Annotated in this window: 19 protein-coding genes and 1 tRNA gene; 7 read left to right on the forward strand and 13 right to left on the reverse strand. The window is 73.3% G+C overall.

Annotated elements, in window-relative coordinates; all coding sequences use genetic code 11:
- Positions 1-3: 3 nt before the first annotated feature.
- Positions 4-687: a TetR family transcriptional regulator gene (locus tag ACGF0D_RS27945; RefSeq protein WP_392920869.1), complete on the reverse strand. Its 684-nt coding sequence runs from the start codon at positions 685-687 to the stop codon at positions 4-6.
- 152 nt (positions 688-839) lie between these two features.
- Here ACGF0D_RS27945 and ACGF0D_RS27950 point away from each other — a divergent pair, with 152 nt between their 5' ends.
- Positions 840-2,336 carry an MFS transporter gene (locus ACGF0D_RS27950; RefSeq protein WP_392878783.1) on the forward strand — a complete coding sequence of 499 codons (1,497 nt, stop codon included), beginning with the start codon at positions 840-842 and terminating at the stop codon, positions 2,334-2,336.
- 147 nt (positions 2,337-2,483) lie between these two features.
- Here the strand turns inward: ACGF0D_RS27950 and ACGF0D_RS27955 are convergent, their stop codons facing one another.
- A complete protein-coding gene (locus tag ACGF0D_RS27955) occupies positions 2,484-3,032 on the reverse strand; it encodes a GNAT family N-acetyltransferase (protein WP_392878781.1) in 549 nt (182 codons plus the stop codon).
- A gap of 74 nt (positions 3,033-3,106) precedes the next feature.
- On the opposite strand from ACGF0D_RS27955, the gene ACGF0D_RS27960 reads away from it, so the two are divergent.
- Positions 3,107-3,715: a TetR/AcrR family transcriptional regulator gene (locus ACGF0D_RS27960; protein ID WP_392920872.1), complete on the forward strand. Its 609-nt coding sequence runs from the start codon at positions 3,107-3,109 to the stop codon at positions 3,713-3,715.
- Positions 3,716-3,958: 243 nt separating this feature from the next.
- Here ACGF0D_RS27960 and ACGF0D_RS27965 read toward each other — a convergent pair.
- Positions 3,959-4,034, reverse strand: a tRNA-Arg gene (locus ACGF0D_RS27965).
- A gap of 654 nt (positions 4,035-4,688) precedes the next feature.
- On the opposite strand from ACGF0D_RS27965, the gene ACGF0D_RS27970 reads away from it, so the two are divergent.
- The 5 genes from ACGF0D_RS27970 to ACGF0D_RS27990 all read left to right on the forward strand — a co-directional run bounded on the left by ACGF0D_RS27970 (position 4,689) and on the right by ACGF0D_RS27990 (position 10,448).
- Positions 4,689-5,306 (forward strand): single-stranded DNA-binding protein, encoded by a 618-nt coding sequence (locus tag ACGF0D_RS27970; RefSeq protein ID WP_392920874.1) that lies wholly within the window; start codon positions 4,689-4,691, stop codon positions 5,304-5,306.
- Positions 5,307-5,664: 358 nt separating this feature from the next.
- The gene (locus ACGF0D_RS27975) at positions 5,665-7,098 is read left to right on the forward strand and encodes a Cys-Gln thioester bond-forming surface protein (RefSeq protein WP_392878774.1); all 1,434 of its coding nucleotides are present in this window, start codon (positions 5,665-5,667) and stop codon (positions 7,096-7,098) included.
- A 338-nt stretch (positions 7,099-7,436) separates the two neighbouring features.
- Positions 7,437-9,101, forward strand: a complete 1,665-nt coding sequence (gene ettA / locus ACGF0D_RS27980) for an energy-dependent translational throttle protein EttA (protein WP_380457732.1) — start codon at positions 7,437-7,439, stop codon at positions 9,099-9,101.
- 181 nt (positions 9,102-9,282) lie between these two features.
- Positions 9,283-9,726, forward strand: a complete 444-nt coding sequence (locus ACGF0D_RS27985) for an acyl-CoA thioesterase (RefSeq protein ID WP_392920877.1) — start codon at positions 9,283-9,285, stop codon at positions 9,724-9,726.
- Positions 9,727-9,755: 29 nt separating this feature from the next.
- Positions 9,756-10,448, forward strand: coding sequence for a hypothetical protein (locus ACGF0D_RS27990; RefSeq protein ID WP_392920880.1), 693 nt, complete (start codon positions 9,756-9,758; stop codon positions 10,446-10,448).
- A gap of 71 nt (positions 10,449-10,519) precedes the next feature.
- Here the strand turns inward: ACGF0D_RS27990 and ACGF0D_RS27995 are convergent, their stop codons facing one another.
- The 10 genes from ACGF0D_RS27995 to ACGF0D_RS28040 all read right to left on the reverse strand — a co-directional run bounded on the left by ACGF0D_RS27995 (position 10,520) and on the right by ACGF0D_RS28040 (position 24,108).
- Positions 10,520-10,924, reverse strand: a complete 405-nt coding sequence (locus ACGF0D_RS27995; protein WP_392878766.1) for a globin — start codon at positions 10,922-10,924, stop codon at positions 10,520-10,522.
- Positions 10,925-11,076: 152 nt separating this feature from the next.
- Positions 11,077-12,189 carry an ABC transporter permease gene (locus tag ACGF0D_RS28000; RefSeq protein WP_392920883.1) on the reverse strand — a complete coding sequence of 371 codons (1,113 nt, stop codon included), beginning with the start codon at positions 12,187-12,189 and terminating at the stop codon, positions 11,077-11,079.
- The gene (locus tag ACGF0D_RS28005; protein WP_392878760.1) at positions 12,186-13,103 is read right to left on the reverse strand and encodes an ABC transporter ATP-binding protein; all 918 of its coding nucleotides are present in this window, start codon (positions 13,101-13,103) and stop codon (positions 12,186-12,188) included. Before ACGF0D_RS28005 ends, ACGF0D_RS28000 begins: the two co-directional genes overlap by 4 nt.
- A gap of 193 nt (positions 13,104-13,296) precedes the next feature.
- Entirely contained in the window at positions 13,297-14,649 is a 1,353-nt protein-coding gene (locus ACGF0D_RS28010) for an FHA domain-containing protein (RefSeq protein ID WP_392920886.1), read from the reverse strand.
- A gap of 73 nt (positions 14,650-14,722) precedes the next feature.
- The gene (locus ACGF0D_RS28015) at positions 14,723-16,078 is read right to left on the reverse strand and encodes a VWA domain-containing protein (protein WP_392878755.1); all 1,356 of its coding nucleotides are present in this window, start codon (positions 16,076-16,078) and stop codon (positions 14,723-14,725) included.
- Positions 16,079-16,186: 108 nt separating this feature from the next.
- Positions 16,187-17,476, reverse strand: coding sequence for a protein phosphatase 2C domain-containing protein (locus ACGF0D_RS28020; protein ID WP_392920889.1), 1,290 nt, complete (start codon positions 17,474-17,476; stop codon positions 16,187-16,189).
- 3 nt (positions 17,477-17,479) lie between these two features.
- Positions 17,480-20,134: a tetratricopeptide repeat protein gene (locus ACGF0D_RS28025; protein ID WP_392920891.1), complete on the reverse strand. Its 2,655-nt coding sequence runs from the start codon at positions 20,132-20,134 to the stop codon at positions 17,480-17,482.
- Between the two features lie 5 nt (positions 20,135-20,139).
- Positions 20,140-21,537, reverse strand: a complete 1,398-nt coding sequence (locus ACGF0D_RS28030; protein ID WP_392920894.1) for a hypothetical protein — start codon at positions 21,535-21,537, stop codon at positions 20,140-20,142.
- A 257-nt stretch (positions 21,538-21,794) separates the two neighbouring features.
- The gene (locus ACGF0D_RS28035) at positions 21,795-22,745 is read right to left on the reverse strand and encodes a glutamate ABC transporter substrate-binding protein (RefSeq protein ID WP_392878744.1); all 951 of its coding nucleotides are present in this window, start codon (positions 22,743-22,745) and stop codon (positions 21,795-21,797) included.
- 22 nt (positions 22,746-22,767) lie between these two features.
- Positions 22,768-24,108, reverse strand: a complete 1,341-nt coding sequence (locus ACGF0D_RS28040) for a hypothetical protein (RefSeq protein WP_392920897.1) — start codon at positions 24,106-24,108, stop codon at positions 22,768-22,770.
- Between the last annotated feature and the right edge of the window lie 503 nt (positions 24,109-24,611).

The raw sequence follows: 24,611 nt of genomic DNA on the forward strand, positions 1-24,611 counted from the left end.
CTCTCAGGCGGCGCCGGAGCCGTAGTCGCCGAGGCCGTGTTCGATCAGGGCGAAGGCGCGGCGGGCCTGGTCGAGGGCCGCGGGCAGGGCGTCCGCGGCGCGCCCGCCGGCCAGCATCCGGCGCTGGTTCTCGCCGGTCAGGGTCAGTTGGGCGGCGAGCAGTTGGGCGGCGGCGATCCTGGCGGTGAGTTCCTCGCCGGCCGGGTCCTGCGCCAGCAGCTCGGCCGTCAGCAGGGCCTGTGCCCGGTGGTCGTAGCCGGTGGTGGCGCGCAGGAGCAGGGCCGGGGTCCGGTGGATCACCCGGACCACGTCGAGCACGACCGGGTCGTCGCTCAGCCCGGTGGAGGGGTCGAACCGCTCCAGCGCGGCCAGGTAGTGCGCGCGCAGCGCCGCCACGGCGGAGGTGCCCGGAGCGCGTTCGCGCACCACCCGGGCCGGCTCGTCGAGGTGCTGCTCCATCGGGCTCATGACCAGGTCTTCCTTGCTGGGGAAGTAGTTGAAGACGGTCATCTTGGACACCTCGGCGGCGGCCGCGATCTCGGCCACCGAGACCTGGTCGAAGCCGCGTTCGGCGAACAGCCCGACCGCGGTGCGCCAGAGCCGGATGCCGGTCTGGATCTTCTTGCGCTCCCGCAGGGGGAGTGCGTCGAGGTCGAGGCCGGCGTCGAATCCGGGGTGGGTCGCCATGGGGGGACTGTACCAGGCTCAAATGTTGACCGGGCAGAAAGATTGGTCTGGATGAAGAATTGACCCAGTCTAAAAAGCCTGCCATGGTGAGGGCGTAGCGCCGGCCACCCCGGTTCCGGCGCGAACTCCACGGACCCTGGGGGGACTTGACCATGGCCATCACCGCCGCACCCGCGCCGCCCGATGCCGCCGCCGCGCTGATGACACCCGTCCAGCGCAAGGTGGGCATGCTGCTCTGCCTGGTCACGATCGTGCTGGCGGTGCTCGACATGAACATCGTGTCGGCGGCCACCGTGCCGATCGTCCGGGACCTCGACCCCGTCCACGGCGTCGACCGGCTGCCCTGGCTGGTCAGCGCGTTCGCCCTGGCCGCGACCGCGCTGCTGCCGCTGTACGGCAGGCTCTGCGACGTGTACGGCGCCAAGCGCGTGCTGCTCGGGGCGGTCGGCACCTTCCTGCTCGGCTCGGCGCTCTGCGGGGCGGCGCAGTCGATGGGCCAGTTGATCGCCTTCCGGGCGGTGCAGGGCATCGGCGGCGGCGGGCTGATGAGCGTCACCATGGTGGTCATCGCCCAGTTCAAGGAGCCGGAGGAGCGCGGCGGCAAGGGCGGCGCGGTGGGCGGGATCGTCGCGGGCCTCGGCATGGCGGTCGGGCCGCTGGTCGGCGCGCTGTTCACCGACCACCTGGGCTGGCGGTGGATCTTCTACCTCAACCTGCCGCTCGGGCTGCTGGTCCTGGTCGGCGTCGCCCTGGTGGTCAAGGTCCCGTCGACGACCGGCCGCCGGAGCCTGGACTTCACCGGCGCGGCCCTCGCGGCGGCCTTCTCGGTCGGTCTGCTGCTGGTCACCGAGTGGGGCGGCACGGAGTACGCTTGGACGTCCCCGGTGATCCTCGGGCTGGCGGCCGCGACCCTGGGCGCGTTCGGCCTCTTCCTGTGGCGCCAGGCCACCGCCGCCGAGCCGGTGCTGCCGCTGTCGCTGTTCCGGATCCGCGCGGTGCGGCTGGGCTTCGCGATCCAGGGCCTGGTCGGGATGGGCATGATCGGCTCGATCGTCTACGTGATGCTCTACCTGCAGGTCGCCCGGGGCGTCGCCCCGACCTCGGCCAGCCTCTACCTGATCCCGATGGCGGCCGGGATGACGGCGTCCGGGATCGTGGCCGGCCGGCTGAGCGGGCGCGGCCACTCGACCCGGACGTTCCCGGCGGTCGGCGCGGGATGCTCGGCGCTCGCCCTCGCCCTGCTCGGCCTCAGCGGACCGGACACCGGACTGTGGGCGGTGCTGGCCGAACTCGCCCTGCTGGGCTGCGGGCTGGGGCAGTTGATCGGCCAGCTGATCACGGTGGTGCAGGAGGCCGCGCCCCGGCACCAGCTGGGGGTGGCGACCACCGGCATCCGGTTCTTCCAGAGCCTCGGCAGCGCGCTCGGCGCGGCGCTGTTCGGCACCGTGCTGTCCCGGGTCTTCGCGGCGGGGGAGCCGGGGCGGTCGCTCGGCGCGGTCGGCGCGCTGGCCGGTGCGGCGCGGGAGCACGCGGTGCGCAGCTTCACGGACGCGGTGGACGTGGTGTTCCTGTCGGCGGGCGGGGTGCTGGCGCTGGCACTGGTGTGCGCGCTGCGGCTGCGGTCGACGGAGGAGGCCCCGGCCGCCTGACGGGGGTGGCGGCCGAGGCGGCGGGGCCCGGTGGACGGGGGAGTCCACCGGGCCCCGCGCTGTCGCGTCCCGGACTCGATCGGCTCCTCAGGACCGGCCGGTTCTGCGGGCCCGCGGGCCCCGGTCGGATCCTCGGGCCTCAGGCCTTCAGGCCCGGCCGGTCCACTCCGAGGCCAGGATGGACCAGATCTCCTTGTCGTAGCGGACCCCGTTGTACGGGAACCATTCGCGCAGGACGCCGTCACGGGTCATGCCGACCCGCTCGGCGACCGCCCGGCTGCGGGCGTTGACGGAGGAGCACCACCACTCGGCGCGGTGCATGCCGCGGGTGACGAAGGCGTAGTCGAGCAGCTGCCTGACGGCCGCGGTGACCAGCCCGTGGCCCTCGCCGGCCGGCTCGGTCCAGGCGCCGATCTCGCAGACGCCGGACCGGGCGTCGAAGTTCACGAACATCACGCCGCCGACCAGCGTGCCGTCCAGCCAGATGCCGTAGATCCGCTTCTGGTCGGTGTTCAGGCCGTCGGCGTAGCGCTGGAGGGTGGCGCGGGCGGAGTCCAGGTCGACGGAGAAGGTGGCCCAGGGGATCCACGGGTCGGTGTGGGCGCGGGCGCGGTCCAGGTGGGTCAGGAACTCGGGGGCCTGCCAGGGCTCCAGCGGGCGCAGTTCGGCGTTCTCGGTGAGCGGTACGGCAAACACGGGCGGCCTTTCAGGGTGGTGCCGAGGTTGGTTGGATCATTCATAACAAACGTTTGGTATGTACGATAGCCCCCATGACACCGGCCCGCGGAGACCACGACGCCCGACGTTCCGAAGTGTCCGAGGGGGTGTGGCGCGTGCTCTCCAGTCGGGGCTTCGAGGGGCTGACGCTGCGTGCGGTGGCCGCCGAACTTGGCGCCTCCACCGGGCTGTTGACGCACTACTTCCCGAACAAGCGGGCGCTGCTGAGCCACGCGCTGGAGGAGCTGGACCGGCGCTCGCTGGCCCGGCCGCGGCGCACCGAGCCGGCGGACGGCGGCCCGCCGCCGTCCGGGCTGGCCCGGGTGCGGGCGTCGCTGCTGGACGTCCTGCCGCTGGACGCCGAGGCCGCGGCCGACAACCGGATCTGGGTCGGCTCCTGGGACCACGCCCTGGCCGATCCGGAGCTGGCGGACGCCCACGCGGGCCGCTACGCGCGCTCGCGCACCGCGCTCACGGCGCACGTCGCGGACGCCCAGCGGCTGGGGGAGCTTCCGGCACAGGCCGATCCGGCGGCGCTCGCGGCGGGGGCGCAGGCCTTCGTGCTGGGCCTGGTGGTGCAGGCGCTGTTCGCCCCGGAGGAGTTCCCGGCGCAGCGGCAGACGGGGCTGCTGGACGCCTATCTGGCCGGGCTGGCGGAGTAGGCCGGGCCCGGCGGGCGGAGCGGGGCGGGCTGTTCCGTTCCGTTCCGTGCGAGGGATTCGCCGGGAATTCCGGTTGTTCCGGTTGACCCCGTTTTCGGCCGCGTATTCGCGGCGCTCACCGACACGCATGGTCACGAGTTCTGTGCGATGCGTGCGCGGCTTGTTCACCGCGGGAGATTACGGGGTGGCCCGGAACGGATACGGAAAGTGTTCGCCGACTCGTTGGCCTGCGGAATTGCCGAGTGGTGCCCCCAGCAGGATTCGAACCTGCGACCTACCGCTTAGAAGGCGGGTGCTCTATCCGCTGAGCTATGGGGGCGGGACGGGCGGCGTCCTGGCGGGCGCGACCGTGGCCGGGATCGGGCTGGCGAGCGCCGGGGCGCGCGCTGTACCGGCCCCGTACCTGAGGGAGGGGTGGGGGTGGCGGGCCCTCGCCCTGTCGGGGACAGGATAAGGGTGACCGGTTCCCCGGCCGGGTGTGACGACACCGCCGTTGGTGTGTCGGTTCGGTGGAGCGGTCCGATAATCGCAGGTGAAGGCCGTGAGTGCAGCGGTCTGGGAGTGTTCCGCGCCGGACGTTGTGCAGTCGTTACGGGGCTGCCTCCTCACCCGTTATGGATTCGGCACGGAGAATGTGCCGCGACGGCGCGGGTGGGGGGCCTTAATCGCGCTTGCCCCGGTCGGATGACGTGCGTGGACGGCTGTCGGGGCGCGTTCCGCCGCGTGTTCCCGGGCGGGTTCGGCGGTGCGCCGGCGGGGCGGCGAGCAGCGGGTTTGTTGTCATGGCCGCGAAGAAGCGGGGGTGAAGCGGCCGCGGAGGGCTGAAATTCACCCCTGCGAGTGACAGCAGTTCCGTAGTGGCGAGTTATCCACAGGATTTCGGAAGTCGGTGGCCGGGATTTCCCCGGAAGTGCACGCTCAAGGCGCACCGGTCGATTCCGTACGGTGCATCGGCGAGAGCGGAGGGTGTGCCGTGAGTGAGACGCATGTGACGGTGATCGGCAATGTGGCGACGGAGGTGAGCTACGGCGAAACCAGCGGCGGGGTGCCGATGGCCAACTTCCGGCTCGCCTGCACCGAGCGGAGGTACGACCGGCAGCGCGAGTGCTGGGTGGACGGCGAGACGCAGTGGGTGACGGTGACGGCCTGGCGGGCGCTGGCGGTCAACCTGATCGGCTCGCTGGCCAAGGGCGATCCGGTGCTGGTGAGCGGTCGGCTGCGGGTGCGCGAGTGGACGGAGGGGGAGGTGAAGCGGAGCCGGGTCGAGATCGACGCGCGATCGGTCGGGCACGATCTCACCCGTGGTACCACGGCGTTCCGGTGGGCGGCGGGGGTGCGCGGGCAGCCGCCGGCCGGTCCCGGGCCGGGGGGCGCGGAGGTCGGGGGTGAGGTGGTGCCGGAGTGGATCGTCAGCGCGGTGGAGGCGCGCAGGGGTTCCGGGGCGCCGTACGGGGCGGCGCCCGCCCCGGCCCCGGCACCGCTGGCGGCAGCCGCCGTACGGGCGCTGCCGGCGGGCGGGCGGGCGGCGGCGGGGGAGTCGGGCGAGGCGCCCGGGCGAGAGCGGGGAGGTGACGCCGGAGGGGCGCTCTGATCCGACGGGTCGGTGACCTTCCTGTCGACAAATATGTTGATCGAGATGGTCGTTGTACCCGCGTGCGCAATCCGACGGGATAACAGAAAACCGCACGCGAGTTTCTGGTCGGTCGTCAGCTTGTGTGGGACCTGAGGGGATTGATAACGATCCAGATACGGAATCGTCCTGATTTCGCATGGGGGTTTCGGGGCCTCCGGGGCTCAATAGGATTCGTCTGGTTCATACCCGCAGCGGCGCCACAGGGGGCACGCGCGGGACGGCAAGTCGGCGGGCCGCCCATTCGGTGCGGCCCGGCCCGGAGGGATCCCAGATGTTCCAGAGGCAGGGGCGGAGTCTGTCCCGGATAACCACTGTCATGCTCACGACCAGCTTGGCGTTGGGCGGAGGCCTGTTCGCGGCCGGTGCGGCGGCCGCGGCCGGCGCCGCCGCTCCGACCTCGGGCGTGACCGCCGAGGTCCAGAACGAGATGCTCGGCGAGAAGATCGATGTCGGGAACAGGACCGTCGACGGTGGTCTGTTCACCCTCAAGACGGACGCCGGCGAGAAGCTCCGGACGTACTGCATCGACTTCGACAACCCGGTCTACCTGGACAGCAGCGCCAAGTACCACGAGGCGGACTGGGCGTCGAGCTCCCTCAACAGCAACGCCAACGCCCCCAAGATCCGCTGGATCCTGGACAACTCGTACCCGCAGGCGACCCTGGCGTCCCTGATCACGAACAGCCACATCGAGGGCCTGAGCGAGGCGGACGCCGCCGCCGGCACCCAGGCCGCGATCTGGAAGTTCTCGGACAACAAGGACGCCGTCCCGCGCAACGAGAAGGCCAAGAAGCTGCGCGACTACCTGGTCGGCGACGCCAACAAGGGCGTCGCGGCCGAGCCGAAGCCCTCGCTGACGATCTCCCCGGACTCGGCCTCCGGGAAGTCGGGCGGCAAGCTCGGCCCGTTCCTGCTGAACTCCAGCGCGAACGAGGTCAAGCTGAGCGTCACCGGCGACGCCGCGGACAAGGTCAAGCTGCTGGACAAGGACAACAAGCCGGTCAACGGCAGCCTGGCCGGCCCGATCGGCAAGGACACCCCGCTGTTCCTGGACGTGCCGGCCGGCACCCCGGACGGCAAGGCCGCCATCAGCGCCACCGCCGAGGCCAACGTGCTCAGCGGCCGGGTCTTCATGAGCAAGGTGGACAAGCAGGGCCGCCACAGCCAGACCATGATCCTGGCCAGCTCCACCAAGGTGAACGTCGCGGCCGGTGCCAAGGCCACCTGGAAGCAGGGCAAGGGCGCGCTGATCGACAGCTCCGCCAAGGAGGAGTGCGCCGCCGGCGGCGTGCGGGTGTCCGTCACCAACAACGGTGACGAGGCCGCCACCGTCACGGTCGGCAAGCAGCAGGTCGCCGTCCAGCCGGGCAAGACCGAGAGCGTGCTCGTCAAGGTCGAGGAGAAGGCCAACTACGACTTCACCGTGACCGGCCCGAACGGCTACACCAAGCAGTTCACGGGCGTCCTGGACTGCAAGGTCGGCGTGACCCCGACCCCGGCCCCGACCACCCCGGCCGCGACCCCGTCGGGCACCCCCGCCGCGACCCCGTCGGGCACCCCGAGCAACGGCGCCGGTCAGCCGGCCCCGGCGACCACCAGCGCTGCCCCGGGCACCGGTGGCCTGGCCCAGACCGGTGCCAATGACTCCACCCCGATCCTCGCCGCCGTCGCCGGTGGCCTGGTCGTGGCCGGTGGCGCCGCCGTCTTCGTCCTGCGCCGCCGCGGCCGCCACGGCCGCACCACCGCCTGAACCGGTCGGACCGGCTGAACCGGCCGAACCGACCGAACCGCCCGAGCGGGCCGGGAGGCACTGACCTCCCGAGGCCCTGAGAGCGGCAACCGGCCCGGCTCCCCGCACCCGCTGCGGGGAGCCGGGCCGTCCCGCGTCCGGGGCCCGGCCGGCGTGTCCACGGGGCCCGGCCGGCCGGGGTGTTGCCGGTGGGGCGGGAGCGTCGGGGCCGCGGCGGGCGGGGAGGGGCTCCGGATACCCCCAAGGGGTCACCTGGGCGATTCGGGCCTCCGGGCCGGGTGCGGCACAATGGAAGGCTGCAAGCCGAATTACTCCCGACGACGCCGGAGCGATCTCACGTGGCGGAATACATCTACACGATGCGCAAGGTGCGCAAGGCTCACGGAGACAAGGTCATCCTTGACGACGTGACGCTCAGCTTCCTCCCCGGAGCGAAGATCGGCGTCGTGGGCCCCAACGGTGCCGGTAAGTCCACCGTGCTCAAGATGATGGCCGGCCTGGAGCACCCCTCCAACGGCGACGCCTTCCTCTCGCCGGGCTTCACCGTCGGCATGCTCCTCCAGGAGCCCCCGCTCGACGAGACCAAGACGGTCCTGGAGAACGTCGAGGACGGCGTCAAGGAGATCAAGGGGAAGCTCAACCGCTTCAACGAGATCGCCGAGCTGATGGCGACCGACTACTCGGACGCCCTGCTGGACGAGATGGGCAAGCTCCAGGAGGACCTGGACCACGCCGAGGCCTGGGACCTGGACGCCCAGCTGGAGCAGGCCATGGACGCCCTGGGCTGCCCGCCCGGCGACTGGCCGGTCACCAAGCTCTCCGGTGGTGAGAAGCGCCGCGTCGCGCTCTGCAAGCTGCTGCTGGAGGCCCCCGACCTGCTGCTGCTCGACGAGCCCACCAACCACCTGGACGCCGAGTCGGTGAACTGGCTGGAGCAGCACCTGGAGAAGTACAAGGGCACCGTCGTGGCCGTCACCCACGACCGGTACTTCCTGGACAACGTCGCCGAGTGGATCCTGGAGCTCGACCGCGGCCGCGCCTACCCGTACGAGGGCAACTACTCCACCTACCTGGAGACCAAGCAGTCGCGTCTCAAGGTCGAGGGGCAGAAGGACGCCAAGCGCGCCAAGCGCCTCAAGGAGGAGCTGGAGTGGGTCCGCTCCAACGCCAAGGGCCGCCAGGCGAAGTCCAAGGCCCGTCTGGCCCGCTACGAGGAGATGGCGGCCGAGGCCGACAAGATGCGGAAGCTGGACTTCGAGGAGATCCAGATCCCGCCGGGCCCGCGTCTGGGCAGCGTCGTCATCGAGGTCGAGAACCTCAACAAGGCCTTCGGTGAGAAGGTCCTGATCGACGACCTGAGCTTCACCCTGCCGCGCAACGGCATCGTCGGCATCATCGGCCCGAACGGCGCCGGCAAGACCACCCTGTTCAAGATGCTCCAGGACCTGGAGACCCCGGACAGCGGCACGGTCAAGGTCGGCGAGACGGTCAAGATCAGCTACGTCGACCAGTCGCGCGCCAACATCGACCCGAAGAAGACCCTCTGGGAGGTCGTCTCCGACGGTCTGGACTGGATCAACGTCGGCCAGGTCGAGATGCCGTCCCGCGCCTACGTGTCGGCCTTCGGCTTCAAGGGCCCGGACCAGCAGAAGCCGGCCGGCGTGCTCTCCGGTGGTGAGCGCAACCGCCTGAACCTGGCGCTCACCCTCAAGCAGGGCGGCAACCTGCTGCTCCTCGACGAGCCCACCAACGACCTCGACGTCGAGACGCTCTCCTCGCTGGAGAACGCCCTGCTGGAGTTCCCCGGCTGCGCCGTGGTCATCTCCCACGACCGCTGGTTCCTGGACCGAGTGGCCACCCACATCCTCGCCTACGAGGGCGAGAGCAAGTGGTTCTGGTTCGAGGGCAACTTCGAGTCGTACGAGAAGAACAAGATCGAGCGGCTCGGCGCCGACGCCGCCCGTCCGCACCGGGCCACGTACAAGAAGCTGACCCGAGGCTGACACCCAGCCGTCACAACGGCCCGGCAGACTGCCCTCCGGGGCGGCCTGCCGGGCCGCGGCCCGTCGCCACCGCCCGTCGCCACCGCCCGTCGCCATCGCCCGTCGCGTGACGCTCTGCGCCACCGCCGGCCGACGCCGAGGAACGGCGCCGGCGGGCGACCGGACACCGAGGAGAACTTCCGTGGCTCGCCACATCTACGCCTGCCCGCTGCGCTGGTCCGACATGGACGCCTTCGGACACGTCAACAACGTGGTCTTCCTGCGCTACCTGGAGGAGGCCCGGATCGACTTCATGTTCACCCAGGCCGCCGCGGCCGGCGCCGGGGAGTTCGCGGGCGGCTCGGTGGTGGCCCGCCACGAGATCGACTACAAGCGCCCGCTGGTGCACCGGCCCGAGCCGGTCACCATCGAGACCTGGGTGACCAGGATCGGCGGCGCCTCGCTGACCGTCTCGTACGAGATCAAGGACATCGCCGAGGACGGCGGCGACATCGTGTACGTCCGGGCGTCCACCGTGGTCGTCCCCTACGATCTGGCCGAGGGCCGGCCGCGCCGGATCTCGCCGGTGGAGCGGGAGTTCCTCGGCCGCTTCATGGACGAAGAGCCGGCAGTCGCCACCGTCTGACCCCACCTGACGATTCGAGCTGAACGACTGTGACCATCACCGCCCGTCTCGCCCTGACCGACACCGGGGAGGCCGCCGACCTCTCCGCCTTCCTGCTGCGCCTGCTGCGCTTCGACCGGGCGGCGGCCGTCCGGATCCAGGCGGTGGGCCCGGGTGAGGGGGACGGCGTGCTGGCTGTCTTCGGACGGCTGCCGCTGGGTGGCAGTGGTGCGCTGGCGATCCGCACCGTGCGGCTGAGCGGCCTGGACGAGGCGGTGGACCTGACCGTCTCGGCGGGCCAGTTGCTGGACGGTGTGGACGCCGACGCGGGCGCCGTCGCGCTGCCCGCGCCGGTGACCGGCCCGGCCTGGGCCGGGATGCTGCCGCCGCGCACCGGCTGGCGGCCGGTCGGCGCCCCGTCGGTGGCCGAGGTGTACCCCGAACTGATGGCCGGGGTGCGGGAGTTCCGCGAGCGCAGCGAGGCCGTCCCGGCGCACCACCGCACCCGCGCGGTGCTGGACGCGCTGGCCGACGAGATCTGGTCCCGGCCGGTCACCGCGCTGCCCGAGCTGCCGCTGCGGGTGCCGCACGCCGCGTACGTGATCGGCTTCCTGCGGCCCGACGCCCCGCTGACCGTGCACCGGGCGGGCGGCTGGCTGCGGCTGAGCGCCCCGGCGGGCTCGGTGGTGGTGCGCACCGTGGCCGCGCCGGGTGCGGGGCTGGGGCTGAGCCCGGTCCGGTGACCCCAGGCCGGATCAGGTGACCGCCTGCCGGAGCATGGTGACCCCCGGCCGGATCCCGGGGACGGGCCGGTTCAGCCCGGGGTGTTGATCATCGAGGCGGCGGCGTACGTCAGGTACTCGAGCAGCTGCCGCTCGTGCTCGGCCGACAGCTCCAGGCTCGCCACGGCCGCCCGCATGTGGGTGAGCCAGGCGTCGTGCGCGGCCTTGTCGACCTTGAACGGCACGTGCCGCATCCGCAGCCGCGGGTGGCCGCGCTGCTCGCTGTAGGTGCGCGGGCCGCCCCAGTACTGCATCAGGAAGAGCGTCATCCGCTCCTCGGCCGGCCCGAGGTCCTCCTCGGGGTACATCGGCCGCAGCAGCTCGTCCTGGGCGATGCCCTCGTAGAACCGGTGGACCAGCCGTCGGAAGGTCGGCTCACCGCCGACCTGGTCGTAGAAGGTCTCCTCGCTCAGCGTGCCTCGCCGGATCTCTGTCACCCGACCATGGTCGCAGACGCCGACGGGGTCGTACACCGGGACCAAAGGCGTACGACCCCGTCGGGATCGGTGGACGTCGACCGGCGGACGCCGGTCGGCTGATGTCCGCGGACAGGTCTGAGGACAGGTCTGCGGACGTCAGCCGGGGAGGGTCAGTCCTCCCAGCGGAACAGCTTCCAGGAGATGCCGGTCAGCACCGCCGCGAAGAGCAGCAGGCCGCCCATGGTCGGCAGGGCGTCCATGACGCCGCCGCCGCGGGTGAGCACCGACTGGGCGGAGTCGACCAGGTAGTGCAGCGGCATGACCTGGGAGACGCCCTTCAGCCAGCCCGGGGCCCCGTCCAGCGGGAAGAACGAGCCGGACAGGAAGGACATCGGCAGCACGATGATCTGCGAGATGCCGTTGGCCGCCTCCTCGGTCTTGGCGACCGAGCCGGCCAGCAGGCCGATCGACATGAAGGCGAGCGTCGCGCAGGCCACCAGCGGGATGACCAGCCACCAGTTGCCGGTGAGCTTCAGTCCGAAGAAGCTCGTCGCGACCACCAGGAAGACGGCGGTCTGCAGGAAGGCGGTCAGCAGCGACACCAGGATCCGGGAGCTGACCACGGTTCCGGCGTTGATCGGGGCCAGCCGCAGCCGGCGCAGCACCTTGGACTTGCGCCAGTTGACCAGCGTCAGCGCGGCACCGAACACCGCGCCGGTGGCGACGGCCCAGCCGAGCAGGCCGGGGGTCAGGAACTGGATCGGCTTGAGCGACTTGTCCTCGACCTGCTGGGAGTCCAGCACGAAGGCCGGCTTCTGGCCGGTGGCCGCCTGGTTGGCGTTCTGGACCACCGAGTTGAGGATGCCCTGGAGCGCGCCGGCGCGGACCTGGTCGGCGGCGGTGTAGCGCAGCTCGACCTTGCCGTCCGGGCCCTGCTTGATCAGCGCGTCGTAGTCGCCCTTGCGGACCTTCTCCAGGGTGGCGGCCTCGTCGTCGGTCTTCGTGATGGTGAGGACCTTGTCCAGCCCGGCCCGCTCGTTGCCCTGGATGGAGTCGAACAGCTTCACCGCGCCGACCTGCGCGACCTTGGCGTGGGGGCTGCCGGAGCCCTTGGTCACGGTGCCGAAGAAGACCAGGAACACCAGCGGGAAGAGCAGGATGAAGAAGGTCGCGGTGCGGTCGCGCTTCATCCCGAGCAGCATGGCGCGGGACAGGCTCCAGAACGCGCTGACCCGCTCCCGCTCGCCGGCGGCCTGCGGCTTAGTGGGGGTGGTGGCGGTCATGCGCGGAACTCCCGTCCGGTCAGCTGGAGGAAGACGTCCTCCAGGGTGGCGCCGCGCACTTCCAGGCCGCGCAGCGCGTTCTGCTCGGCGAGGACGCTGAGGACCGGGGCCGGAAGGCGGGTGGAGACGGAGAGCGAGACGGTGTCGTCCTCGAGGTTGGCGATGTCCGCGCCGGCCGCGGTCATCAGCTCCCGGGCCCGGTCGAGCGGGAGCTGGCCGGAGGCCACGCTGATCCGGACGGTGTCGTCGATCTCGCGGATCAGCGCCGCCGGGGCGCCGGTGTGCAGGATCCTGCCGTGGTCCATGATCGAGACCCGGTCGCAGAGCACCTCGGCCTCGTCCAGGTAGTGGGTGGTCAGCACGACGGTGCGGCCCTCGGCGTTGATGTCCCGCAGGAGGTCCCAGAGGTTGCGCCGGGACTGCGGGTCAAGGCCGGTGGTGGGCTCGTCCAGGAAGACGAGTTCCGGGTCGTGGGCCAGTGCGCAGGCGATCGACAGGCGCTGGGCCTGGCCGCCGGACATCTGGTCGGTCAGGGTCTCGGCCTTGTCCGAGAGGCCGACCCGCTCCAGCATCGCGTCGGCCCGCCTGGGGCCGACCCCGTAGAAGGACGCGAAGGTGCGGATGGTCTCCCGGGCCGTCAACTTGCGGAAGAAAGCGGTCGCCTGGAACTGCACGCCGATTCGCGGCAGCAGTTTCGGATTGCGCGGCCAGGGCTCCATGCCCAGCAGCTCGATCCGGCCCTCGTCCGGTTTCCGGACGCCCTCCAGGATCTCCATCGTGGTGGTCTTCCCGGCGCCGTTGGGGCCCAGGATCCCGTAGAACTCGCCGGCCTCGACGGTGAGGGACACCCCGTCGACGGCCTGCACATCCCCGTACCGCTGGCGGATGCCGTCAGCGGATATAGCAGCAGTCATGTGCCATGAGCCTAGGGGTTGTGAAGGCTCCTGTGCACATCTGTGCGAGCGAATTTGCGGACATTTTAAAGGCGGTGCAAACAAATCCGGGCCGGGCGGATGTCGAATTCCGCCCGGCCCGGCCGGAGTTGGCGATGATCTGCGCTGATCGACCGTCGGGAAATGATCGGACGGACTTTCAGTTCACGGCCTTTCAGCCGCGGTGCACGGTGATGGTGGTCCAGGCGCCGATGTGGATCCGGTCGCCGTCGTTCAGCGGCACGGCGACGTGCGGGGTGATCGGCTCCGCGCCGCCGTTCATGGTGGTGCCGTTGGTCGAGTCCTGGTCCACCAGGACCCAGCTGCCGTCCGCCTGTTCGGCGAGTAGCGCGTGCTGGTGCGAGGCACCCGGGTCCTCCGGCGGGACGGACAGGTCGATCTCCGGGACGGTGCCGCGGTGCTGGCTGCGCCGCCCGATCCGCAGCTGGCCGCGGCCGGTCAGCGGGATCCGGCGCTCGGGGCAGTACGGCGGGAAGAACAGGCCGGCCGCCTCGGGGCCGCTGCGGGCCATCATCTCGGTGAAGTAGTCCCGGTCGGCCGAGACCACGGCGATCCAGTTGGTCCGCACCGGCTCGGCCGGGGCGGGCTCCTGGGGCTGCGGCGGGGCCAGGTTGAAGGAGGTGCCGAAGTCGCCGCCGCGGTTGTTCGGGCCGGGGCCGGCCGGCTGGGCGTACACCGGGCCGGAGTCCTCGCGCACCGCCGGGTCGGGGAACGCGCCCTCGGGCGTGGGCCCTTCCTGCCCGATGCCGGGCGAGGAGGGCGGGTAGCCGTAGGTGTGGGGGTGCGCCGGGGCCTGCGGCTGCTGCGGGACGGGCGGGGCGACGGCCTGCTGGGCCGCCGGCGGCTGGCCGAACTGGGGCTGGCCGAGGGGAGGCTGGCCGAGGGGCGGCTGCCCGAACGGGGGCTGGCCGAACGGCGGCTGACCGGCCTGGGAGTGGCCGGCCGGGGCCTGCGGCGGGGTGCCGCCGTAGGCCGGCGGGATGTTCAGCGGCGGCTGCTGGGCCGGGCCGGGCGGAGTGTGGCCGGCGCCGGGCACCTGGCGGTGCGAGGGCGTGGAGAGCTCGTAGTCGTAGCCGCACTCCTCGCAGAACCGTCCGGTCTGGGGGCTGCGGCAGATCGGGCAGACGGCCAGACCCGCGGTGAGGCCCTGCGGCCCGGTGTGCGGCGGGACGGCCCCGTGCGGCGGGACGGCTCCGTGCGGCTGGGCGGCGCCCTGCGGGGGTACGGCCCCGTGCTGCGGCGGGGGCACCATGCCGGGCGGCGGCAGCGGAGCCCCGTGCGGCGGGACGGCGCCCGGCGGCATCGGCGGCGGAGGCGTCGGCGCGCCGAAGGAGGCGCCACCGTACCCCGGGTGCCCGGCGTGCGCACCGGGCGCGGGGTCGCTCCCGGGTGCCCCCGGGTAGCCTCCGTGCGCCCCCGGGGTGGGGGCCGGCGGAGTCATCGGGAAGCCGCAGAAGTCGCACCAGTCCTCGGCCTGCGACTCGTGGCCCCTCGGGCAGATCGGCATCAGGTCCCCCTCGTTTCGGGCCGGCGCGGTGCGGCGTCGCGCCGGGGTGCCGGCCCGGTCACGTCTTCAGCGGTCACTTCTTCACACGTACCGTCTTGGTCGACCGGGTCTCAAGGGTCATCGAGTCGGCCTCGCTCACGTTCTTACGGAACCGAACCGTACCCTCCTTCGGGTCCACCACGTCCACCACCTTCTGGAGCAGCCTGTAGGTGCCCTCGTTCCCGGTCGCGTGTGCGATCCGGACGGCGGCGCCCAGCTTGGCGGTCGCGCGGTCGACGTCCCCGGCCCGGTGGGCCTCCAGGCCCTCCTGGATGGAGGAGGCGAGCTCGGCCTGCCCGGTGTAGTGGGCGACCTGTGGGCTGATCCGGGTGGAGGAGGCCAGGTCGTCCGTCCAGACCGCCTTGACCAGGCCCTGGGTGAGCACCTCGGGGGTGCCGCCGGCGACCTGCTCGGGCAGCACCAGGCTGACCCGGGCGGCCAGCATCTCGTTGCCGACCGCGGCGGCCGGCACCTCGACGCAGACGTGGTAGTCGCGGCTCTCGTCGCCCCAGGAGCCGGTCGGGTAGTCGCCGGCCCGGGGGCCGGCCTCGGTGCGGCGGGAGGTCAGGTCCTCGACCGCGGGGGCGACCTGCTTGACGAACCGGACCGTGGCGTTGGCCGGGGTCCAGATCCGCAGCGCGACGTCGGCGACCTGCTTGCCCATCGCGCCGGCCATCATCGAGCGGAAGTCCTCGGCCAGGCCGGAGGGCTCGGCGACGATGTCGGTGGTGCCGAGCAGCGCCGAGGAGATCCGGCGCAGCTCGTCGATCCGCCAGTCGGTGCCCACGCCGCGGCAGTCGGCGGTGAAGTGGCCGGTCACCCGCTCGATGTTGCGGGCCAGGTCCTCGGCCGACTCGTGCTCGTTGTTGCCGTCGGTGAGCAGGATGGCGTGCCGGATGGCGATGTCGTGGCGGGTCAGGAAGAGCTTGTCGGCCTTGGCCAGCCAGGTGCCCATCGCGGTGCCGCCGGCCGCGGTGAGCCGGCGCAGCGAGTCCTTGGCCTGCTCGCGGGTGGTGGCGGAGGCGATCGCGAGGGTGCCGTCGCCGGGGTAGATGTCGCGGGCCTCGTGGGTGCCGGCGACCACGGCGAAGGCGGTGCCGTCGCGCAGCGCGTCGACGGCGGCGGCGGTGGCCTCGCGAGCGCCGTTGATCTTGGTCTTGGGGTAGTCCATCGAGCCCGAGCAGTCCACCAGGATGACCACGGCCGCCGCCGTCCCGGTGCCCGCCGGGGTGGCGTCGGCGAAGCCGAGCGGCCGGCCGCCGGAGGTGCCGCCGCCGGTCGCGGTGACGGTGACGATGGCGTTGACCTCGCGGGCGCCGTCGGCCAGGTACTCGTTCTGGAAGATCTCCACGTGGAACCTGGGCAGACTCGGCTTCGCCAGTGTTGCCATGGGGCGGTCGACTCCCGTCGGGTGAGGGGTGGACGTGCTCAGGACGGTGGGGCGGCCCGCCGGGCGGGCCGGCGGGTCGTGGCGCCGGGGCGTCCGGCGGGTGGTCGGTCAGGCCGTCGGCGGGTGCGGCGGCTGCGGCGGGACGGGCGGCGCCGGGGGGACCTCCGGGGGTGCGGGCGGGACCGGGGGCAGCGGGGCCGCGGCGGAACCGATCACCGGGAGGTCCGGCAGGGTCGGGTCGTGGTCCTCGTCGTCCCCGCCGTCCCCGCCGTCCGCCGCCGGGGCCGGTCGCGGAGCGATCACCGGCAGGTCCAGCGCGGTCGGGGTCTGGTCGGCGTCCTCGGCGGCGGCCGGCGGGTCGATCGGCAGCACGGCGACGGTGATGTTGTCGTGGCCGCCGGCCGCGACCGCGAACTTCACCAGGGTCTGCGCCGTGGCGAGCGGCTCGGTGCGGGCGTCCGGGCGCACGTAGTACGCCAGGTCGGTGGCCGCCTCGGCGTAGTTCCACAGGCCGTCGGTGCAGATCAGCACCACGCCGGGGACGTGCGGGGTGAAGTCGAGGGTGTGCGGCACGACCTCCTCGGCGTCGGCGCCGAGCCAGCCGGTGATCGCGTGCGCGCGCGGGTCGGAGTAGGCCTCGGCCTCGCTCATCAGCCCGGCCTCGACCATCCGGGCCGCCCAGGAGTCGTCCTGGGTGAGCCGGAACGGCTCCGCGGCGGCGCGGTCGTCCGGGATCCAGTACGCCCGGGTGTCGCCGACCCACCCGATGGTGACCCGGCCGCCAGCGGCTATCGCGCTGACGTAGGTGCAGGCGGGCGCGTTGAGGTCGGGCCGGGTGGGGCCGGCGCCGTCGGTGGCGAGGTCGGCGACGGCCTGCGCGGCGTCGGCGATGGCCTGGCGCATCGCCTGGTTCGGGTCCCGGCCGGCCTCCAGGGCGGTCAGCAGCGACTCGGAGGCGGCGTCGACGGCGGTCTCCGAGGCCTCGTCGGGGCGGTCGGAGGAGGAGACGCCGTCGCACACCACGGCGACCACGACCGGCTCGCCGCCGGGCAGCGAGGTCGCGGCGACGGTGAAGGAGTCCTCGTTGCGGTGGTGGCGCACGCCGCGGTCGCTGACCCCGGCGACGCCCCCGAGGGCCTTCTCCATGTGGTCGCGCGGGCGCGGCTGGGCGCTGCCGCAGCCCTCGCAGTAGCCGTCCGGGGCGACCTGCGGCTGCCCGCAGTGCACGCAGACCGGCCCGCGCGGCGACGGTACGGCCTCGCCGCGTGCGGCGGCCCAGCTCGCCGGCATCGAGCCGGGGGCCGCCCGGCCGTCCCGGCCCGTCCCGCAGGAGCCGCAGTAGGCGTCCTCCGGCTCCATCGGCTCCGAACAGCTCGGGCACTCGGTCTGCTGCGGCATCTGCTACACCCACGTCCTGGGACGGGCTCGGTTGGCCCGTTCCACCATCTCGATCCTGTTCTCGGCCCGGTCGGCCAACCGGGCGAGTACCCGGTAGGACTGCTCCAGGGCGAAGCGCAGTTCCCGCTCCTGTGCGGGACGTCCCAGGACCACCAGTCCGGTGGCCCGCCGGCCGGCGGCCGCCTCGGCGCCGACCCAGCCGAGGGCCGCGTCGAGCACCTCGACGGCGAGCTCCTCGCGGCGGCGGTCGTCCAGCCGCAGCGCGGTCAGCTGAGCGGAGCTCGCGTCGAGGTCGGCGGCCAGGTCGTCGGTGGGCCGGCGCTCGCGCAGCCGGGCCCGGACGGCGGCGATCCGGGCGGCGGTGTACTGGCTGGAGGTGGCCGGGACGGTCTCCAGGACGCGGACCGCGCCGGTCCGGTCCTCCTCGGCCAGCCGGACCCGGGCCAGCCCGAAGGCGGCGCTCAGGTAGGCGTGGTCGGTGGCCCACACCAGCCGGTAGAACTCGGCCGCGTCGCCGCCGTCGCCGAGCAGTTCGGCGCAGATGGCGAGGGCCAGCTTGGGCGCGGCCTCGCCGGGGAAGGCGTCGTAGACCGCGTCGAAGGCCTCCGCGGCGGCTGTGACTCGCCCGCTCGCCTCCGGGCGCTCCTGGCCCGGCGCCGACGGTCGTCGCTCCCTCGCCCCTGCGCCGCTCCCTCGCTCCTCGCTTTCGGCGCCGGCGCGCCCTTCGGCCCGGAGTCGGGAGTCCCCGCCGCCGACCAGCGCGGTCAGGCCGCGGTACCAGACCACCCGCCAGTCGTCCGGCTGGTCCCGCTCCAGCTCGGCGAGCCGGCTCACGGCGTCCTCGTGGCGGCCGAGTTCGAGCAGGGCGCGCAGCTCGCGCAGCCGGCTCTCGACCGAGACGGTGGGTGCGGCGGCCAGCGCGGCGAGCGTCTCCTCGGGGTCGGGGGTGACCAGGACGGCCAGGAAGCCGGCGTTGGGGTCGCCCGGGTCGACCCGCGGGACGGGCAGCGCGAGGGCGGCGGCGGCCGGGTCCAGCGGGGCCACCGCGAGCTTCCCGGCCTGCTCGGTGGGAAGCACCAACTCGGTGTCCACGACGCGCAGTTCGGGGCCGAACAGGGTGGAGGGCGCGGGCCTGGGCCGGTCGTCCTGGAGGGCCAGCACCTCCCGCAGCACGCCGGTGAGCTGGTCGGCCATCTCCTCGGCGGAGGCGAAGCGGCGGGCCGGGTCCGGGTCGGTGGCGCGGACCAGGAAGCGGTAGTACGACTCGTACCGGGCGAAGATCTCGACCTGCTCGGGGCCGGGCAGTGAGTCGCGGTAGGTGCTGCTGTAGCCCTGGAAGTCGAAGGTGAGCACCGCGAGGGTGCGGGCCACGGTGTACAGGTCGGAGGCGGCCGAGGGGCCGTCGGTGGCGATCTCCGGGGCCTGGTAGCCGATGGTGCCGTAGATCGGGCCGTCGTCGTCGAGTCGGCGGACCGCGCCCATGTCTATGATCTTGAGCGCGTCGCCGCTCTGGATCACGTTGTCGATCTTGAAGTCGCAGTAGACCAGGCCCCGGCCGTGCAGGTAGCCCAGGGCCGGCAGCGCCTCCAGCGCGTACGCGATCGCCTGCTCGACCGGCAGCGGCTCGCGCCGGCCGTCCGGGGTGCGGCGCTCGTTGGCGATGTCCTTGAGCGACTTCCCGCCGACGTACTCCATCACGATGTAGCCGTCGGTGGCACCGGTGCGCAGGTCCGGGTGCTCGGCGAAGTTGATGATCCGGACGATGTTCGGGTGGTCCACCTCGGCCAGGAAGCGCCGCTCGGCGACGGCCACCGCGAGCGCGTCCTCGTCCCCGGTGTCCAGCAGGCCCTTGAGTACCACCCACTTGTCGTTGACCCGCCGGTCCACCGCCAGGTAGATCCAGCCGAGCCCGCCGTGCGCCAGGCAGCCCACCACCTCGTACTGCCCGCCGACCAGGTCGCCGCGGCGCAGCTTGGGCGTGAACGAGTACGGCGTGCCGCACTTGGTGCAGAAGCCGTCCGGGCGGCCCGGGCGGCCGTTCTTCTCCCGGCCCACCGGGGCGTCGCACCTGGAGCAGAACCGCTTGCGCTCGGGCACCTCGGCGTCGGCCAGGACGGCCCGGGACGGGTCGGCCGCCTCGACGGTCGGCACGGTGACCAGACCGGCGCCCAGCCGGTTGCGGGTGCCCGCGGAGGCGCTGCCCCGGGTGGAGCGGACCGAGAGCGAGCGGCCGCTGCCGGTACGGGTCGAGCGGTGCGAGCGGGAGCGGCCGGACATCGAGCGCGCCGAGCCGGTGCGGGCCGACGGCGAACGGGCGGAGCCGGTGTGCCCCGAGCCGGTGTGCCCGGAGCCGCCGGAGACCCGGGCGGAGGGGACGTAGGGCTGGGTGACGCCGGTGTCGTCGGCGGGCGGGGTCAGGCCGCACTCGTCGCAGTAGCCGTCCGGGTCGATGCTGCCGGAGCAGTCGCGCGGACAGGGCGAGCCGGGCCCGGCGGGCGCGGCTGCCCCGGTCGTTCCGGTCGTGGTCGCCGAGGTGGTCCCGGCCGTGGGCGCCGTGGTGGTCCCGCCCGCCGGTGCGAGCCCGCACTCGTCGCAGTAGCCGTCGGCGTCGATCCTGCCGCTGCCGGAGCACTCCGGCCGTTCGCACGTCCCGCCCATCAACCTCAGCCCCCCTGAGCCTGTCCGTCCTGAGCCTGTCCGTCCTGAACCTGCGAGGCGCCCGGCGCCGGGCCGGCCGCCTCCTGAGCCCGCCCGGGCTCGGCCTCGGCGTGGGCCGGGCGCAGCGACTGCTGGAACCGGGCCACCGCGGCGGCCGCCGCCCGCAGGTCGCAGGGCGCGCTCCAGAGCAGCCAGCGCGCCTTCTCGTACCGTTCGACCACTTCCGGGTCCTCGGCGACCCGCAGCCGGGCCGCCATCGCCTTGTAGGCGTCCAGCCGGCCGCGCAGCTCGGCCCGGACGGCCAGCGGCTGGGTCACCTCGGTGAGCGACTGCCGGGCCCGGCCCAGCTCCTTGGCGGCGGCGTCCTCCAACGCGTCCAGCAGCGGCGCCAGCCGGCCCCACTGCCCGGCCTGGCGCAGGTCAAGCGCGGCGACGATCCGCTCGCGCAGCGCTGAGGCGGGGCCCGGCACCGCCGGGACGTCGCTGGACGCTATCTTCGCCAGCACCTCGCCGCGCGCCCGGCGGGCCTCGGCCAGGGTGGCGTCGGCCCGCTGGAGCAGGTCGCCGACGCCCTGGAGGCGATCCTCGGCCTCGTCGCGCAGCCGCAGCAGGTCCTCCAGCTCCAGCCGGACGCCGTCCAGCGCCCGCCCGGCCCGGTCGAACCGCTCGGTGTCCACCACCCCGGCCGGGCCGGCGAAGGCCGAGCCCTCCGGGACGGTGCCGCGCTGGGCGGGCACCCGGGCCGGGCGCCACAGCGCCAGCGGGTCCCCGTGCACCTCGGTGCGCAGCGCGGTGAGGTCCTGCTCGATCCCGGCCAGGTCGTCGCCCAGCGGGTGGCCGCCGGTGCGCACGCCGAGCGAGGCGGCCAGGGTGCGCACCCGCTGGAGCTCGGCCAGCAGCAGGTCGATCCGGGCCGGCAGTGCCGACCAGACCGCGTCGGCGGCGCTGACCACCTCCAGCACGGTGGCGTACCAGGAGTTCATCCGGGCCATCAGCGCCTCCAGGCTGATCCGCTCGACCAGCTTGGCGGGCGCACCGAGCACCTGCGGGCCGTCCGGCACCACCCCGCCGGGGACGGTCACCGCGTCGCCGGTCAGCAGCTCGCTCAGCTCGGCCAGTTCGGGCGCGCCGGGCTTGGCCTTGCGGGCCCGGACGGCACGGGCCGAGGCCAGCGCCTCGGAGTAGCGGTCGAACAGCGCCCAGAGCAGTGGCAGGCCCTTGCCGGCGACGGACCAGCGTTCCAGGGTGCGCCCGGACAGCTCGGCGCCGTCCAGCAGCCGCAGGCCCGGGTGGTCCTGGAGGGCGAGCAGCGCCGACTCGACCGCGTCCCGCTCCGCGCCGAGGCGGGCGAGCGCGCGGTCGACCTCCTCCCGGCTCAGTGCCGGGCCAGCCGATGCCGCCACCGCGGTGTCCTTCCTTCCTCGCGTGCGATCCCGACGTGCCTGACGTGCGGTCCCACGACAACCCCCGTGTCCACCACCGGTCTCCCCGTGGTGATCGTCCCGAACCCTAACCGGTGGCCGTTGCGGCGGAGCGGGCGCGGGGCGTCAAGGCGCCGTCAACGCCCCGCTGACGGCGCGCGCGCTACCTCCCCCGCGCCGTCCTCCGCGTCGCCGCGGGCCGGCCCCGCGCGTCGCCGCCGGGCCGGCCGGACGCCGCCTCAGTGTGAGCCGGGCCAGTAGTGATCGGCCTCGTTGAGCATGTACGGCTTGAGCCAGTGCTCGTACGAACGGGCCCAGTCGCCGCGCGCGTAGTAGTCGGCCAGGACCTGGTTGACGCGGGCAGTCAGGTCGGTGCTGTCCTTCAGCATGGCGACGCCGATCACCTCCGGCTGCGCCTCGCCGTCCACGATCCGCACGGTCTGGTCCTGCGCGGCCTGGCCGGCCGCCAGGCCGTTGTCGGTCATGGTGGCGTCGACCTTGCCGAGCTGCATCAGGACCAGGCAGTCCAGCTGGTTCTCCACCGTGACGACCTGCCGGGCGGTCTTCTTCTCCTTGACGATGTTCAGCGCGGTGGAGCCGTCGGCGGCGCAGACCGCCTTGTCCTTGACCGCGTCGTCGATGTTCTTCGCCGGCGACGACTTCGGCACCAGGACGCGCTGGCTGATGTTGAAGTACGGCTTGGAGAAGGCGACGTCCTCCATCCGCTTGCAGTTGATCGTCATGGTGCGGACGATCAGGTCGACCCGGCCCTTCTTGATGGCGTCCATCCGGTCGGCCGTGGCCACCGGCTTGAGCACCACCTTCTCCGGGTCGCCCATGACGGCCGCGCCGATCGCCCGGGCGAGGTCGATGTCGAAGCCCTCGATCTGCCCGGTGTTCGGGTTGCGGGCGCCCCAGCGGTAGCTGTTCTGGTCCACGCCGATCACCAGGCTGCGCTTGGCCTTGATGGCCTTGACGGCGGGGCCGTCCTCGGTGCTCGGCGGCACGCTCTTGTAGACGTCGCAGCCGTCGCCCGGTGTCTGCTCCTGCTGTACGGCCAGGGGCGCGGCGGTCGCGGCCGCGGGTGCGGCGCCGACCGGGCCGCCCCCGGCGAGCACGGCCGCGCCGGCCGCCAGCAGGGCCAGCGCGGCGGCGGGCCTGGTGGTTCTCCGGAAGGTCCTGTTGCGCATCGGTCGGTCTCCCCCTTGCCCGTTACCGGTACTCGGCCAGTCGTCGGCCCAGGCCCCGCAGCGCGGCGGCCGCGGCCAGCAGGCCGAGCAGCGCGGCGGCGACGCCGGCGGCGCGCAGGTCCCCGCCGGTGCCCTCGGCGGCCTTCGTGAAGCGGTCCTGCTCGATGTCGGCGGCCTGGGCGAGCGCCCTGTCGGTGGCGTTGAAGGCGGCGTCGGCGGTGGCCGCGTCGCCCGTGGCCGTCACGGTGGCCTCCAGGGCGCCCTGGTAGTCGGCGTCGCTCACCTCCCGGACCCGGGCCGCGTCGTGCCGCCGGCGCCACTCGTCGAACTGGTTCCTGGCCTCCTGGATGCTCGGCCTGGCGGCCTCCGGCGCCTTGTAGAAGGCATCCGCCAGGGAGCCGCTGTACCGGCCCGGTGGAGTCTTCTCGGCGCCGGCCAGGTTCTCGGCGGCCTTCGCCCACTGGTCGGCGTACCTGGTGGTCGAGCCGCGGGCGACGAAGTGCAGGTTCTCCGCCAGCCGGGCCGTCAGCACGTCCGCCCGGGCGGAGTTGAGCGCCTGAAGCGGGTTCGCGCCCTCGCGGCTGCTGCGGTGGAGGGCCGAGTCGGTGGCCAGCCCGGTGACGGTCAGCCACAGGGAGCCGGCCAGCACGGCGGCGGTGGCGCCCAGCAGTCCGATGTTGAACACCCGGTTGGTGCGGCGGAACAGCGTCGACTGCACCCAGACCAGCGCCGCCAGGGTGACCAGCGCCAGGCCGTACGCCGCCCACGGCACCGCCTCGGCGGCGGCGTAGTCGTCGGACAGCTCCTGGTTCTCGGCGGCGGCCAGTTCGGCGGCGGTCGGCAGCAGCACCGTCTGCATCTGCTCGGAGGCGTACCGCAGGTAGCCGCCGCCGAGCGGGATGCCCTGCCGGTTGTCGGCCCGCGCCGTCTCCACCAGGCCGGCGTACACCGGGAGTTGCTGGTTCAGTCGGGCGAGCGAGCCCTGTGCGGGGGAGGTCGCCGTGGTCCGGGCGGCGGCCTCGGCGATCAGCTTGGCGGCGGTGGCGACATCCTGCTCGTAGCGGCTGCGGACCTCGTCGGGCTCGGCGCCGGCCAGCAGGAAGCCGCTCGCCGCGGTGGTGGCGGCGTCGGCCAGGTTGCGGTGGATCTCGGCGGCGTCCCGGCTGAGCGGCTGGCTGTACGAGACCACCCGGTCGGCGGCCTGCGCCCTGGTCTCCAACTGCCAGGCGGTGAGCCCCCCAAAGGCCACGGTGAGCACCGCGAGCACCACACCGGCCAGCCGCAGCCGGCCGGGGGGCGTGCGGGTGGCCTGGGCGAGCCGGGCGCGCACACCGGTGGCGACGGCCGTCGAGGGGCGCTTCACCGGCGCCCCGCCGGGTCTGGGCGCCGGGGGAGCGCCGCCGGGCCGCGCGGGCGGGGCCGCTCCGGGGACGGCAGGGCCCCCCGACCCGGCCGTCGCCGCCGGTGCGGCCGTCGCCACCGCCGTACCCGGCGGCTGGTTCGGCCGTGCCGGGAACGCGGCGCCGGACGCGCCGCTGCCTACTGGTGTTGCCACCCGCCTCATCCTCCCCTGGGGCCGGGCCCGTCCCCGGGGTCCGACCGATGGCAGCAGTATGGCCGTGACTCCCCGCGACCACACCCGACTTGCGCCGATCTTGAGCATGTCGTGCACGTTCCCCGGGGCGGTTCGTACCGCCGGTACCGCTCGTACCGCTCGTACCGCCAGTACCGCTCGTGCCGGTCCCTGCCGCGCGTGCCGGTCCCTGCCGCGCGTGCCGGTCGTGCCGGTCGTGCCGGTCGCCCCGAGAGGTGGCGAACCGTCCGACGCCGGCCGCCCCCTCCGCGGTTCCCCGCCGGGCGGAGCGC

It is taken from the genome of Kitasatospora sp. NPDC048298, assembly GCF_043201465.1.
Classification (GTDB): domain Bacteria; phylum Actinomycetota; class Actinomycetes; order Streptomycetales; family Streptomycetaceae; genus Kitasatospora.